The organism is Litorivivens lipolytica, from assembly GCF_014191715.1.
GTDB lineage: Bacteria > Pseudomonadota > Gammaproteobacteria > Pseudomonadales > Spongiibacteraceae > Litorivivens > Litorivivens lipolytica.
Window position 1 is genome coordinate 21,568 of record NZ_JACHWY010000002.1, and the last position, 13,893, is coordinate 35,460.

The 13,893-nt window shown below is 54.9% G+C and carries 12 protein-coding genes; 10 read left to right on the forward strand and 2 right to left on the reverse strand.

The window, feature by feature from the left end:
• Positions 1-37: 37 nt before the first annotated feature.
• The 4 genes from ssb to FHR99_RS08595 all read left to right on the forward strand — a co-directional run bounded on the left by ssb (position 38) and on the right by FHR99_RS08595 (position 3,583).
• Positions 38-547, forward strand: a complete 510-nt coding sequence (gene ssb, locus FHR99_RS08580; RefSeq protein WP_183410248.1) for a single-stranded DNA-binding protein — start codon at positions 38-40, stop codon at positions 545-547.
• Positions 548-665: 118 nt separating this feature from the next.
• The gene (locus FHR99_RS08585; RefSeq protein WP_183410249.1) at positions 666-1,931 is read left to right on the forward strand and encodes a sterol desaturase family protein; all 1,266 of its coding nucleotides are present in this window, start codon (positions 666-668) and stop codon (positions 1,929-1,931) included.
• A 96-nt stretch (positions 1,932-2,027) separates the two neighbouring features.
• On the forward strand, positions 2,028-2,786 hold the full coding sequence (locus FHR99_RS08590) for a glutathione S-transferase N-terminal domain-containing protein (RefSeq protein ID WP_183410250.1): 759 nt from the start codon (positions 2,028-2,030) through the stop codon (positions 2,784-2,786).
• Between the two features lie 401 nt (positions 2,787-3,187).
• A complete protein-coding gene (locus FHR99_RS08595; RefSeq protein ID WP_183410251.1) occupies positions 3,188-3,583 on the forward strand; it encodes a nuclear transport factor 2 family protein in 396 nt (131 codons plus the stop codon).
• Between the two features lies 1 nt (position 3,584).
• Here the strand turns inward: FHR99_RS08595 and FHR99_RS08600 are convergent, their stop codons facing one another.
• Both FHR99_RS08600 and FHR99_RS08605 read right to left on the reverse strand, forming a co-directional pair.
• Entirely contained in the window at positions 3,585-4,340 is a 756-nt protein-coding gene (locus FHR99_RS08600) for a Crp/Fnr family transcriptional regulator (RefSeq protein WP_183410252.1), read from the reverse strand.
• 75 nt (positions 4,341-4,415) lie between these two features.
• Complete coding sequence (locus FHR99_RS08605; RefSeq protein ID WP_183410253.1) at positions 4,416-7,457, reverse strand: chemotaxis protein CheB; 3,042 nt, start codon at positions 7,455-7,457, stop codon at positions 4,416-4,418.
• A gap of 532 nt (positions 7,458-7,989) precedes the next feature.
• Between FHR99_RS08605 and FHR99_RS08610 the strand changes: the two genes are divergently transcribed.
• The 6 genes from FHR99_RS08610 to FHR99_RS08635 all read left to right on the forward strand — a co-directional run bounded on the left by FHR99_RS08610 (position 7,990) and on the right by FHR99_RS08635 (position 13,815).
• On the forward strand, positions 7,990-9,369 hold the full coding sequence (locus FHR99_RS08610; RefSeq protein WP_183410254.1) for a sensor domain-containing diguanylate cyclase: 1,380 nt from the start codon (positions 7,990-7,992) through the stop codon (positions 9,367-9,369).
• Positions 9,370-9,676: 307 nt separating this feature from the next.
• Positions 9,677-10,477 (forward strand): hypothetical protein, encoded by an 801-nt coding sequence (locus FHR99_RS08615; RefSeq protein WP_183410255.1) that lies wholly within the window; start codon positions 9,677-9,679, stop codon positions 10,475-10,477.
• 3 nt (positions 10,478-10,480) lie between these two features.
• The gene (locus tag FHR99_RS08620) at positions 10,481-10,924 is read left to right on the forward strand and encodes a helix-turn-helix domain-containing protein (protein WP_183410256.1); all 444 of its coding nucleotides are present in this window, start codon (positions 10,481-10,483) and stop codon (positions 10,922-10,924) included.
• 316 nt (positions 10,925-11,240) lie between these two features.
• Positions 11,241-12,089 (forward strand): sugar nucleotide-binding protein, encoded by an 849-nt coding sequence (locus FHR99_RS08625; protein WP_183410257.1) that lies wholly within the window; start codon positions 11,241-11,243, stop codon positions 12,087-12,089.
• On the forward strand, positions 12,086-12,613 hold the full coding sequence (gene moaB, locus FHR99_RS08630; RefSeq protein WP_183410258.1) for a molybdenum cofactor biosynthesis protein B: 528 nt from the start codon (positions 12,086-12,088) through the stop codon (positions 12,611-12,613). Before FHR99_RS08625 ends, moaB begins: the two co-directional genes overlap by 4 nt.
• Positions 12,613-13,815 (forward strand): molybdopterin molybdotransferase MoeA, encoded by a 1,203-nt coding sequence (locus tag FHR99_RS08635; RefSeq protein ID WP_183410259.1) that lies wholly within the window; start codon positions 12,613-12,615, stop codon positions 13,813-13,815. Before moaB ends, FHR99_RS08635 begins: the two co-directional genes overlap by 1 nt.
• The last annotated feature ends 78 nt before the right edge of the window (positions 13,816-13,893 follow it).

Genomic DNA, 13,893 nt, shown 5'->3' on the forward strand with positions numbered 1-13,893 from the left:
CACACAATAATTCAGGGAATCATTTAGGGAGTGCTGCATGGCGCGTGGAATCAATAAAGTCATTCTGATCGGAAACCTCGGTCAGGATCCGGAAACCCGCTATATGCCCTCGGGCGGCGCGGTCACCAATGTCACCCTGGCCACCAGTGAAAGCTGGAAGGACAAAAATACCGGTCAGCCGCAAGAGCGTACCGAGTGGCACCGGGTGGTTTTCTTCAATCGTCTGGGCGAAATCGCCGGTGAATACCTGAAGAAGGGCTCCAAGGTTTACGTGGAAGGCTCGCTGCGCACCCGCAAGTGGCAGGGGCAGGACGGTCAGGATCGCTACACGACCGAAATCGTCGCCAGCGAAATGCAAATGCTGGATTCCCGTGGTGGCTCCGGTATGGGTGGCGGCATGGGCGGTGGTATGGACGACTATAATCAAGCGCCGCCGCAACAGCAGCAACGCCGTCAGCCCCAGCAGTCAGCGCCGCCGCAGCAGAATCAACCTCCCCAGCAACCGGCTGGCAACTTCGATGATTTTGATGACGACATTCCGTTTTAGGTTTTCACTGTCGGTATGAGTAAGACATTGTGGAATGGAGGCCTGTATCAACAGGCCTTTTTCGTTTCTGACTTCTGTGAATCCGTGCGGATACCGCGGCGGGTGTTGGAGGAGCAACATGAGCGCCTTTGAGAATGCGGTGTTGTTCGCCATCCCGGGTTTTCTGCTGTTGATGCTGCTCGAGTTTGCGTGGAGCAAATGGAATGGGCCGGACACCTGGCACCACCACGCGGATGCGGTATCCAGTATCAGTTCCGGTCTCACCTATCTGGTATTGCGCACCCTGGGTTTTGGGGTGTTGGTCATCAGTTACGATTGGGTGGCTGAGCGTATTGCAGTGAGCGAACCCATCATCACCGGATTTTGGCTGTATGCGCTGGTGTTCCTATGGAAGGATTTTACCAGCTACTGGATGCACCGTTGGGCCCACGCCAACAGCTTTTTGTGGGCCATGCACCTGATTCATCACAGCAGCGAAGAATTTAATCTGGCCGTCGCGCTGCGTCAGAATGCCTTTAACTGGTTTTCTTATGGCGGGCTGATGCTGCTGCCTCTGGCCTTGCTTGGGGTGCCGACCGAAGTTGTCGCCGTTGTATTGCCCGTGCAATTCTTTATGCAATTCTGGTATCACACCCAGCACGTGGGCAAGCTCGGCCCGTTTGAATATTTTCTGGTAACGCCGTCCCAGCATCGGGTGCACCACGCGATTAACCCACAGTATATCGACAAAAATTTTGGTCAGATTTTTTGTTGGGATCGCCTGTTTGGCACCTTTCAGGAAGAGTTGCGCGACGAGCCGCCGGCCTATGGCATCACTACACCCGTGCGTCACTACAACCCGGTGATGATAGAACTGAACTACATGGGGCGCCTTCTGCGCGATGCCCTGACGACCAGAAAATGGCGCGATAAGGCGTCAGTATTTTTATCGCGCACGGGATGGCGGCCGGAGGATGTTAAGCGTCGTTGGCCCGATGAGAAGTTAGACTACCGAGATCCAGGTCAGAAGTTTCAACGGCCTCAGCCGCGGTGGTTGATTCTATGGGCTTGGGTGCAGTTTGCGGTTCTGTTATTGGCGACCGCTTATACGCTGGCGAATATCGGAGAGCTGTCCGTTCTGACCAAAACGGCATTGTTACTGTTTGTTCTCTCTGGTGTTGTAGCGAATAGTCAGCAGCTAATGCTCACGCCCTCGCTTGTCGCCGAGGCCTTGCGTTTCGTTATGCTGACGGCGGTTGCAGTGATAGAGGGGGCGGCGTTTGCTCATTGGGGCGTCTGGCTGCTTCCCCTGCTTGCGTTAGTATGCGGCCTCTCTGTCTGGGTTGGCGGGCGGGTTTGCGCGCCGAGCGGGCAACTTGCCGCGGATATAAGTCACGGAGGATAGATCTCATCGACACTTGAACCCTGCGCTGTTAGGTGCAATTGCGAGTAGCGGCCGGCGACCGTATGATGCGGGTTTTCCCGCGACAGGACAGCTACCATGCCGTCAAACTTGAACCTGCTCAATTCACTGGCCACGTCTTCGGCTGCTCTCTGGCGCGGCACTATGAGCCGCCCGGCAGTGCGGCAGCCCGCGAAAATGCTGGAGTTGTATGATATTGAGAACTGCCCTTACTGCCGGCTGGTTCGCGAGCTACTGACCGAGCTGGAGCTTGAGGTGTTGGTCTATCCCTGTCCGAAGCGGGGTGAGCGATACCGGGCTGAAGCCAAGCGGCTCGGCGGTAAGGCCCAGTTTCCGTTGCTGATCGACCCGAATACCGGTCAGCAGCTCTATGAATCGGCGGATATTATCCGCTATCTCTGCACCACCTACGGTGAGCGCAGTGCGCCCTCCACACTGCGCCTTAAGGTAATCAATACCGCTTCCTCCATGTTGGCTTCCGGCTTGCGCACGCGCCACGGCATGTTCGCGCGGCCTTCACACGCTGCCGCCAAGCCGCTGATTTTATGGGGTTTTGAATCCAGTCCTTATGCCCGTTTGGTGCGTGAGCGCCTGTGCGAGCTGGAACTCCCCTACATTTTGCGCCCCATCGGTAAAGCCCAGTGGCAAGACTTTGCTTTGACGCCCTTGCGCAACCGGCTCTGGCCGGAGTTGGAGCACAGTAGTGCACCACGGCGTGCGCTCAAAGCCAAAACGGGGCAGGTTATGGCGCCCTATCTGGAAGATCCCAATTCCGGAGTGGCCTTGTTTGAGTCTGAGGATATTCTCGACTACTTGCACGAGACCTATAGCCGTTAGATCTTTTATTTCTATAGAGTTTTTGCCTGCGATGTGATTGCTCGAGCGAGTAAGCCTCGTTTTGTATGACTTAAATCAACAAATTTTCGATTTCCCAGTTGATTATTTGCCGGGCGAAACGCTGCGGTGCATAGTAAATCTGCGGTAGAAGCCGTTGACGAGTTGGTGTTATTCCTACTCGCGTGTAGGGAGGCTCGGGCGATAGAATGGATGGTCTATCGCTGTTGCGCGCGCCGACACGGACATGGAGTCCGCAGGCGTGAAAGCAACTCGCTCTTGTTCCGTACAAGAGCAATGGAATTCTTGTGTTCCGGCTATTGTCTGAGCGCAAGGCGAATGGATTCCCTGTCTCGTGGTTGAAGTGAGCCCGGTGGCAGGAAAAGCTATACGGTGAGTTATTCATGGATAGAGAAAAGGCACTGGAGTTTGCCTGGGAATGGATTTTTGCAGTCAATTCCCACGATGTTGAGAAAATTTTAACGCTTTACAGCGATGATGTAGTACTTGATTCGCCAGTCATTGTTGGGCGCTTTGGAATTGAGGAGGGCATGCTTCAGGGTAAGCAGCATCTCCGGCATTATTGGGAGATGGCGATGGAGGTTCGCCCCTATATTTACTTCCGGCTTATCGACGTTTTTGTCGGTGTTAGAACAGTGATTGTCTACTACGAAAACCTAGGGCGTACCATGGTTTGCGAAACGTTCGATTTCGACCATGATGGCAAAGTCATTTGCTCAAGTTCCCTTCCCGGTGAGCCGCTCTCAGATGTGCCGTGCCTGTATTACGTCAACCGCTGAATCAGTCGGCTTCGCTTAGCATTTTGCTTAGCGCATCGTAGTTCATTAGCGTCACTCTACGGTTGAAAACTTTGATGAGGCGCTTTTTGCTCAGCGAGGTCAGGGTGCGGCTGAGTGATTCTGGAGAGACCCCCAAAAAGTTGCTGATGTCGGTTCTGCCCATGGGCAAAACCATATCAAGAAAGGCTTGGCCGCGACGCTTTTGCTGCTCGGAGATGAAAAGCAAAAAGGCCGCTACTCGCTGCTGCACGGAGCCAGAGCGAATAATGGCGAACAGGCGCAGGCTTTCCAGGTGTTGGAGGCTGATTGTTTCGATAAAGTGTTTTTTGACCTGATTTAAACGGTTGAGCAAATCCAACAGTTTGTCGTAGTCGACTGCGCATATGACGCTGCGCTCCAGCGCGATAATGCGTGAATCAAACTGTCTCTGGCCGATAGCTTCGAGTCCAATAAGATTGCCGGAGAAGTAAAAGGCCTGGATATTGGCTTCGTTGATCCGGTTGATCGCTTTAAAGGTGCCAGACTTCACTATGAACAATAGGCTGAATTTGGTCTCATCACTCAGCAGATCTTCGCCGGCATCAATAGCAAAATTTCCGCTTACCGCACTTTCGAAGATTGGTAGCAGGTTGGTGTCTGCAAGTGAACGCGGCAGACAGCGATTCAGCAGGGCGCATTCGGAACATTTGCTCTCGCCGCGCAAGCGCATCAGCGAGATATAGTTCTCTACCGGATCGGGGCTGTGTTTATCCGCCATGATTTTGCCTGCGAAGTGCGCCTTTCTGCCTCCCTGGCGTTCGGGGGCGGCTTGCCCCCGGGTCGCACTTCAGTCCTATTTTGGCTGTAAATTAATTAGAATTTTTTCAGCCTGTCCGTTTTTGTCGTTGACCTCTAGGACGGCGTGGTTTGCAACTACGTTTACAGCGTCTCCTTTTTGTGAGCAGATGGCATACTCGCCTTCCAGCGATGCGCCCAATTCAGAATGAGTCAGTTCGTTCAGTATGCCGCGCAGGATCTCACGGTCGCTAGCCGGTAGCAGGGTGTAGAGTTCATCGCCCATATAGTTACTGAGTTTGGATTCCTTTAGGCCGGTCAGGTCAAGGAAGGCTTTGTTCGCAGCATCAATTTCTTCCAGCTCAAGGTCGAGCAAAACACAGGGGGTTAAGCTGGCTTTCACGACCGCTTCCAGGCGTTTCTGGGATTGCTCTGCTTCGCGCTCAAAGCTCAGCTTTTCGGTCATATCGGTGATGCTGCCCATGACCTTGACGGCCTGTTTCAGGTCGTTGAATGAGACTACGGCTTCCATTGATACGATGATCGTGTTGCGATCACTGTCCTGTGCCTTGAAAACAAAAGGCTGGGAGGCTTTATTGACCAGCAAGTCAGTCAAGTGGCGTTCCAGTCGATTGCGGTCGTCGGGGTGGGCAACGCCTATAAAGGCTTCGTAGGACGGGTGAAATACTTTCTCGTCGAGACCAAATACACGGTAACACCCGCGGCTCCAGGTAAATTTGCGGGTCGCTACATCCCACATCCACGAGCCGGTCCGGCCGATACGTTCGGCTTCGTCGCGCAGTGTGTTGGCTTGCTCCAGTTCAGAGCGCAGTCGCAATAGTTCGCGTTGTTGTTGCTCTTTGTCTTCGTAGGCCACTTTCAGTTCGGAATAGGCAGTCTGTAATTCTTCGTTGGTCGACTGCAGCTCCTCGTTAGTGGTTTCCAGTTCCTCGTTTGAGCTCTGCAGTTCTTCATTTGAACTCTGCAGTTCCTCGTTCATGGATTGCATTTCTTCATTCGAGGCTTCTAATTCCTCGATAACATTTTGCAGTTGCTCTTTGGTGCGTGCCAATAAGCGGTGCTGTTCCAATACCACCGCCTCGGTGGTCGATTCGCTTTCGCCGCTATGCACGGGCATGCTGTCGGCGCGTTCTATCTGACAATAAATGATTGTCATGGTGCCGGCCGGTTTGGCGAGTACTGCCTTGGCGAAAATCAGCTTAACCCAGCAATCTTCGCCGTTGAGTTCAAGATTGATGTAGCCCGTGTCGGTAACGTTGTCCTGGCTTTCCAGCTGGTGCAGCGCCGAGCGCACATCGACAGCGAGACGCGGATGCAGGTTTTTATAGATATTGTTACTGGGTTTGCCTTCGGGGCGTACAAGAATCGGATTGGTGCCCTCGGTAAACATGATGTCCTGGTTGTCATTAATGACAATGGCGTTGGGCAGCAGAAGATCCTTCATCTTCGCTGTGATCAACTCCTGGTAGACCTCGTCCGAGCTTGATGCGGTGCGCGAGCTTTTTTCCAGTTTGCGATCGCCGACATCCTCGCGGTTGCGGTCGCTGTACTGACCGGCACGCACTTGACGCTCCGGTGGCAGCTGCTTGCCGATAAAGACACTCTCGTAAAGTTTTGCCGTTTTTGACAGCGGGCGGTAATGTTCCTGAAAAATACCGATGGATTCCGATTGCCCCAGCATTAACAGGCCGCGCGGGTTCAGCGCGTAGTGGAAGGTCGGTAGCAGTTGCCGCTGCAGTTCCATAGTGAAATAAATCATCAGGTTGCGGCAGCTCACCAGGTCGAGCCGCAAGAAGGGCGGATCGCGGTTAACGTCGTGCAGTGAGAAGATCAGTTTGGATTTGATGCTTTTAACAACTTCATACTGGTCGTTATTTATCGACAGGTATTTCTGCCGCATGGATTTCGGCAGATTCTGGATGGCAATTTCCGGGTAGATGCCGTTGCGTGCGTAGGTAATAGCACGCTTGTCGATGTCCGTTGCGAATATCTGCACCTTCCAATCGCTGATTTCGTCGCCGAGTATGTCGGAAACAATCATCGCCATGGAGTAGGCTTCTTCACCGGTGGAGCAGCCTACCGACCAGATGCGCAGTGTCTTGGTTTCTTTTTCCTGTATGTACTTCGCGAGTTCTCCGCGGAGTACCTCATAGGCGCGAGCATCCCTGAAGAACGACGTTACCCCGATCAGCATATCGTTGAACAGGAAGGAGGCTTCCTCCTTGTGATCGCGCATGTACTTTAGATATTGCTCGGGTGTGCTGATCTTGAGTGTTGCCATGCGGCGCTCAATGCGGCGCACAATGGTGTTCTCTTTGTAGAGCCGGAAGTCGACATCGCAGTTCACCCGTAACTGGTGAATGATGCCGTCGTACACCGGGCGGGAAATGACTTCCGCGTCGGAGTTGCGAACCCGCGGAAAGGACAGCAGGTTGATGAGCTCTTGGCCGATATTGGCGGGAGGGATGATCAGGTCGATATTCCCTGAATTGATCGCCGCGTTTGGCATACCGTCAAATTTGGCCGTTTCCGGGTCTTGCACCACGCCGATGCCATTCTCCGCTTTGATGGCGCGGATGCCTCGGGAGCCGTCACTGCCGGTGCCAGACAGGATGATACCAATACTGTGCTCGCCTTTTTCGGTGGCGATGGACTCCAGCAGCATATCCACAGACGGGCGCGGAGTATGTCGCATGTCAGGGTAGCTGGTAAGCCGGATGTGGTCGTTGGGGGCGAGCTCGATATTATGATTGGGTGGGCAGATATACAGCTCGTTGGGCTGGAGTACGGCACCGTCGATGGCGGCCCGCACAGGGATGGTTGAGTCCTTCTCTAGCAGGTCGACCATCATGCTTCGATACGAGGGCGATAAGTGCTGGGCAACTAGGAAGCTGAAACCTGAGTCTACCGGCAAATTCGATACCAGCGATTGCATGGCCTCAAGCCCGCCGGCGCTCGCACCAATACCAACAACGATCAATTCATCTTTATAGGGCTTTCCTGTCTTCTTTTTGCTTTCTGATGTGCTTTTTTCAGTGTTGTTTTCTTCGGCGGCTGAGCTGCCTTTCTCGTCTGCCATTGGCGGAGCCTCGTTGTGATCGCATCGTACTGAGTTGTGGGGCGGGCGCGCTAGGGCGCGCCGAAGCCTTATTAACTCAGAGTCTACACCATCCTTCGGGCGGCCGCTGAATCAACCCGTATTGTCAGATGTTATTTCTAAGTTTCTGTTTCATCAGCGAATATCAGAGCTGGTGATTATAAGTCAGTGCGAGGGTGCTTGTAGCGCAAGATTTTGACTTTTATCAAGCCAGCAGCCCGTGACGGCGAGGGTTTCTTGTGGCTCCTTTGTTGCTGGCTCAGTATGGCAATCGCCATATTGCCCCCTGTCGTCGTGCAGGAGTGGGTGGCAAGCAGAGCACAGATTCATCACAGGGAGTGTCGAGTCTGGTCTATAACCGGCTGGCGCGGAGTCGCCAGAATCGTGCAGTTGTTGTCCGTTGCGTCGGTATAGCGCCTCGGAACTGCGCTCTAATCGTTGCGGTTGGGGCCGTTAACGGAATGGAATTCCGCCGTGTGTTTGTTTGAAGCGCACGGAGCCAATCAGGTGATGAATGTTGGATAATGACAGGGCAGGTGTTGCGCGAGCATGTAAAACCTTGCCCGCGAAGCCACAAATCGACGATTCCAAACCCCAGCCGTTGCTGACCGGCGTCGCCGGGGGCGGTAACCGAGCTCTACTGAGCAACGCATTTCAGTCCAATCCGGTGCCCTCTCTGGTTATTGATGTTGGCTTGGGTATCCGCTACGCCAATGACGCGGCCGCGCGGGTATTCGGCTTTCAAGAGCGCAGTGGGCGCATGCACCTGCGCAGCACGTTTCGGCACTTTGTCGGCAGCCGGGCCCTGTTATTTTGTGACTGGCTGCGAGATAGCGAGTCAACCAAGGGGTTTGAGCTCCTTCTTTATGGCCGTGAGCTCGGTCGCTATATGCTTTTCAAGAATAATGTAACTATTGCCGGGGTGCCGCACTTTGTTCTCAATATGGTGCCGCGAGAAGAATTTGAACCCCTCGACCTCGATCAGCTTATTACCCAGACCATTTTTTGTTATTCTCAATTGCCAATCTATGTCACCGACGCATCGGGTGCAGTGGTCGAGGCTAGCACCGGTTTGATGAACCTGATTGGTCGCGAGGAATGGCAACTGTCGGATAGCAAGGATGTGATCCGCTTTGATGAGTTCCAGGGCCGATATCTGCCCGGTGCTGTGCTCGAGTCGATTCGTGGTGGTCAGCCTTGGAGTGGCGAGGTGACCGGGCGCGTCTTGTCCGGTCGTCGCTTCAAAGCACAGTTGACGGTGACAAGTGCTGAGAATGTTGCTGGCGGTGGCAACAACGCGGAGCTGTATGTCCATATTCTTGAAAAAGTGGAAGTCGAGTCCGAGGAGGGCCAGCCTCTGCAGTCGGTAGCGGAACAGGATCTCACGACCGGCATGTTGAATCGCGTTGGCTTTGCCAGAGCATTCGACACGGTGCTCGCGGAAGCCACCCGAACGGGTGAGCCGCTGCATGTGGTATTTGTCGATTTGGATCGGTTTCCTCAAATTGATCGGCAATTCGGTAGCGCGCTGAGTGATCGCGTGTTGACCAATGCCGCACTTCGTCTCAAAGGCGCAGTGCGCGAATCTGACATTCTGGCCCGGTTGGCACCCTTGGAGTTTGTTGTGGTGCTGCAGAGTGACAATGTGGGGGCGGTTGCCAGCAAGTTGGTAGAGTTGCTGGCCAAGCCCTACGGTATTGATGGGCAGATCATAGAGTCTGCAGCAAGTATCGGCGTTGCCAGTTACCCGGATGATGGGCTTAACGCCAAAGAGTTGATGGTGCGTGCAGACTGCGCTAAGTACGCCAGCAAGCGCAAAGGTGGAAACGGCTACACCTTCTATGCTGACTGTGATCAGCAATTGCGCGACATCTTTAGCCCGCTGAGCCCCTAACGCGGGCTGCACCCTCCGCAAACCGATAGCTAAGCCCTTGAAAGGCGGCTCGATTGCGGCGTTATTTCATCCCGAATGGGGCTGTCTTCCCGAAAATACGGTTACAAAGCAGTGGCTTAGCCCTAAAAACCGTAATATGTCAATTTTCCAATCGCTATTTTAAGCATTTCATCACACCTCCCCCGGTATTCACGTATTGTAAATGTGAATCGATGCCGCCCATGGCTTAAGGGGCGGCGCATCAAAATCCAATAACGGAGGCCTTATCAGGCCGACCTACCGCGGGGTGGTGACAATGGATAGGCCCATGCTGCAAAGCCCGTTTGCAACGGGAATCAACCTGACGCCGGACAAGGGCGTGCTGGTTGGCTTACTGCTAGACGGCGCACGCCGCAACACTGGTGGCGATGAATCCGGTATGGAGTGCCTTGCGCGTCTTTGCATTGAAGAGGCGGTGGACGAGGTTTGTGACAGTGCTGGTCTTGTTATCAAGCGCTGCCGCGTGCGCCACGAGCTGCTGGCGCTGCTTAACAATACGCTTAAACCCAAAGTTACCCGCTTGGCTCGGCACTATTTTGATGTGTCGGTGTATACCCTGGGTTTGAAAACCCGCAGTCACCTGAACTGGGAGTCCTTGTGGGCAAGCTCTTGGGAGAAGGTGGTGGGCCGCGTGGTTGCCATATGGCAACACGCTACCGGTGAAGGGGCTCAGATTGCTATCAGCGGGACTTTTCGACGCAAAGTTTACGACCGCGACGTGCTGCGTCTGTTTGATCGCTTGGTCGAACGCGGTGTACTGAAGGCTCATTCGCGACTGGATGGTTGGCTGGTTCTTAAAAGCGCGGTCGATGTGACGGTAGCGCGCAGTGTTACCCATGGCGAACGGGTTGATCTACTTAACATTCTTGATGCGTACAGCTGTGCGCGGTACTTCAACTGTCAGGGTGCGGCAATCATCACCGAATTGCCGCTGTCGGCGGAGGCTCACGGCCTTAGTCGACTGCTGGGCGTTGATGTGTATTCGCAAGGTGGATTGCTGGGGCTAGCTTACATGCAGCACCTCGGCGAGCAGGAAATGCATGCACCACTGGCCGCGATGGGGGGCTAAGCGATGGATGGGAATATTGAAAGCTTGATTGCTGAAGTGCGTAACACGGAGTCGCAGTACGGCGAAATTTCGCTGAGCGAGGTTCGTAGACTGCATCGTCAGACGGTTATGGCGATTTTGAAAAAGCACTCGAGCCTTAGCGGGTCAGAGGTGCGTTTTCTCCGCGAGCGGATGAGCTACTCTCGCCAGCGCGTGGCGGATGCAGTCGGCATTAGTCGTGACACGTTGGAGTCTTGGGAGCAGGATAGCGCTTTTATTATCCCGGCGATCGATATCCGTCTGCGGTTGCTGTGTGCTGAACACCTTGGTGTCATTCTGGACGTGCGTAGTGTGCTGTGTGCGCTGGTGCGTCAGAGTCGCCGTGAGGCCGAGATGGAGCGTATATCGAGAGCTTCCGCTTCCTCTACTAGGCAAGCACCAAGAGCCAGCGCGAGTTTGTCGCGCTGAATTGTCACACCGGCTCCGCATATGTGTCGTAGTGGGGCTTAATGCTGTATTTGGTGTCAAAATTTTGGCACATGAGCGTCAAATTACAGTATTTATATAACAATATCTTGGCGGTCGATATCGTGGAAAACCGCCATAGACTACGTAGATTCCCCTAGATTGCTGCCAATCCCAGTGCCCTGGGGCTGGCTCCGCCGCCTTATCTCGGGCAAGCCCCTTGCGTTATCTGGCCTCCGAATTTCTCGGCGGGTATCGCAGTTCGCGGTCAGCGCGCCTACAATAGCGGCCACGGTTAAGTTCCTGCGCGGAAAGGGTTTTGAACGTTCTGGTCATTGCCGAGCCTTCGGCACTTCAACAGGCTGTCTGTCACTGGTTCGAGGCGCGCGAGCGCGCCTTTCGGCTAGTTGCGCCTGCCGATATTCTGGGTTTGGGGCGAGCCGACGTATACAACACGGTCGTGCTGGATCTGGCGACACTCGAGGGCCTGCAGCGCGGGAATGAGTTGAGCCTCAGCGGCGAGAGTCGCCACCATCTCATCGAACTGCTTGAAGCCAGCGCTAGCCCCTTTATCTTTTTGAGTGATGGCCGGGTTTTTGACGGCGATTATGCGCCTATCAACCACCGAGAAACCGACAATGTGCAGCCGGGAAGCGTTGCGGGGGCTCGTCTGAGTGCGGTTGAGCACCTGCTGGAGCGACATATCGAGCGGCGGGTGATTCTGCGCACCGGGCCAGTCTTCAGTAACCAGCCCGATAACTTTTTTGTCCGCTTTTTCCAGCGCCTGCTGGATGGCGGCGATATTGCCTTGAATTCACAGCTCAAGACCTGCCCGACACATGTGGCCGACTTGGCGCGGGTGATTTCCGGGGTGATCGATCAAGTGGCTTGCGGCGCCAATAACTGGGGGGCTTACCACTACAACAGCTCCAGTCCGACCAGCGCCTACGAGTTTGCCGAGGTGATGTTTGCCTTTGCGTCTCAGCAGCTCGATCTCGATCAAAAGGCGACTAGCCTGGTGGTGCAGGAGTCTGCCCTGCGCATCGAACCTGCCGTGCCCGTGCTGCGCTGCGAAAAAATCCTTCACGACTTTGGTATCAAACAACTGCCCTGGCGCAGTTACCTGCCGCAACCGATCAAATTGCTTTGTGAGAAACAGAATCCATGACTGCGCTATCTGAATCCGTGGCCCTCAATGTGGCCGTTTTGACTGTCTCTGATACTCGCGACGACAGCAATGATACCTCGGGTGATTACCTACGAGAGGCAGCCGAGGCAGCCGGGCACCGGGTGGTAGAGAAGTGCATTGTCAAAGATGACGTTTATCAAATGCGGGCTGTGGTGTCCCGATGGATCGCCGATGCAGGCGTTGATGTGGTGCTGACCACCGGCGGTACGGGGTTCTCTGGCCGAGACTCGACGCCCGAGGCGCTGTCGGTGCTCTTCGACAAGCAGATTGAAGGCTTTGGCGAATTGTTCCGTCAGATTTCGTATCAGGAAATCGGGTCATCCACCATTCAGTCCCGCGCTTTGGCGGGGCTTGCCAATAACACCGTGATTTTCTGTGTGCCGGGGTCTACCGGCGCCTGTCGAACCGCTTGGGAAGCGATTATTCGTGAGCAGCTGACCAGTACCCACAAGCCCTGTAATTTTGTGGGTGTGCTCAATACTCGCAAGGCCGGTGGTCACTGATGGCGTTAACGCCCGTCGATGACGCACTACAACAGTTGCTCGCAGATGCGCGTCTGTTGCCCACTGAGCGCTGCCCGCTGGCGAGTTTGCGCGGGCGGGTGTTGCGCCAAAGTGTTGTGGCTGAGGTTAATGTGCCTCCGCTGGATAATTCAGCGATGGACGGTTATGCCCTGCGCGAGGCTGACGCGGCCTTGCCGGTGATTCCCGTCAGCCAGCGCATTGCTGCCGGTCAGGTAGGGCATGCACTGGGGCCTGGCACGGCCGCACGCATCTTTACCGGCGCGCCAATTCCGCCCGGTGCCGATACGGTCGTGATGCAGGAAGATTGCGAGGTGCTGGAAGACGGCATTCGTGTGCTCGAATCGCCTAAAAAAGCTCAGCATATTCGCCCTCAAGGACAGGATATTGCTGCCGGAGTTACTCAATACGAGGGCGGTGAAAAACTGGGTGCTGCCGATGTGGGATTGCTGGCGGCGCTGGGTTTGAATGAGGTCGAGGTGTCCCGCAGGCCACGGGTAGCCCTGTTGTCGACCGGTGACGAACTGGTTGAACCGGGTGAGCCCCTCGGTGAAGGGCAGATTTACAACTCCAATCGCGCCATGTTGACCGCGCTACTGGAAGGGTTGGGCTGCGAAGTGCGTGATTGCGGCATTGTTGAAGATACCGCAGAGGCTACCGCTGCCGCCTTGGCAGAAGCCGCTCGCGACTGTGACCTGATTATTTCGACGGGTGGCGTATCCGCGGGCGAAGAAGATCATGTGAAGGCTCAGGTCGAAAAGCTGGGTGAGCTGAAGCTCTGGAAGCTGGCGATCAAGCCCGGTAAGCCGCTGGCTTATGGCCGGATTGGTGAAGCAGCGTTTTTCGGTCTGCCCGGCAACCCGTCTTCAGGCTTTGTCACTTTTCTGATTTTGGTAAAACCCTACCTGCTGGCCATGCAGGGCGTGCGTAACCCTATGCCTCAGGCGTGGCCGGTTGTCGCCGATTTTGATTGGCCTAAAGCCGGTCGTCGACAGGAATATCTTCGCACTAAAGTTGAGGCGTCAGGTGGACAGTTGAAAGCAGCCTTGTACCCGAATCAAAGTTCCGGTGTGCTGGCGTCTGCGGCCTGGGCTAATGCGCTGGTGGTATTGCCGGTGGGTAAAACGGTGCAGAAGGGTGAGCAGGTTGAGGCCTTGATGCTCTCTGATTTGCAGGGTGTTTAACCGGACCGTCATTGCGAACAGCGTGAAGCAATCTCGTTCGGAAAATCTCGAGATCGCCGCGTCGCTGCGCTCTTCGCG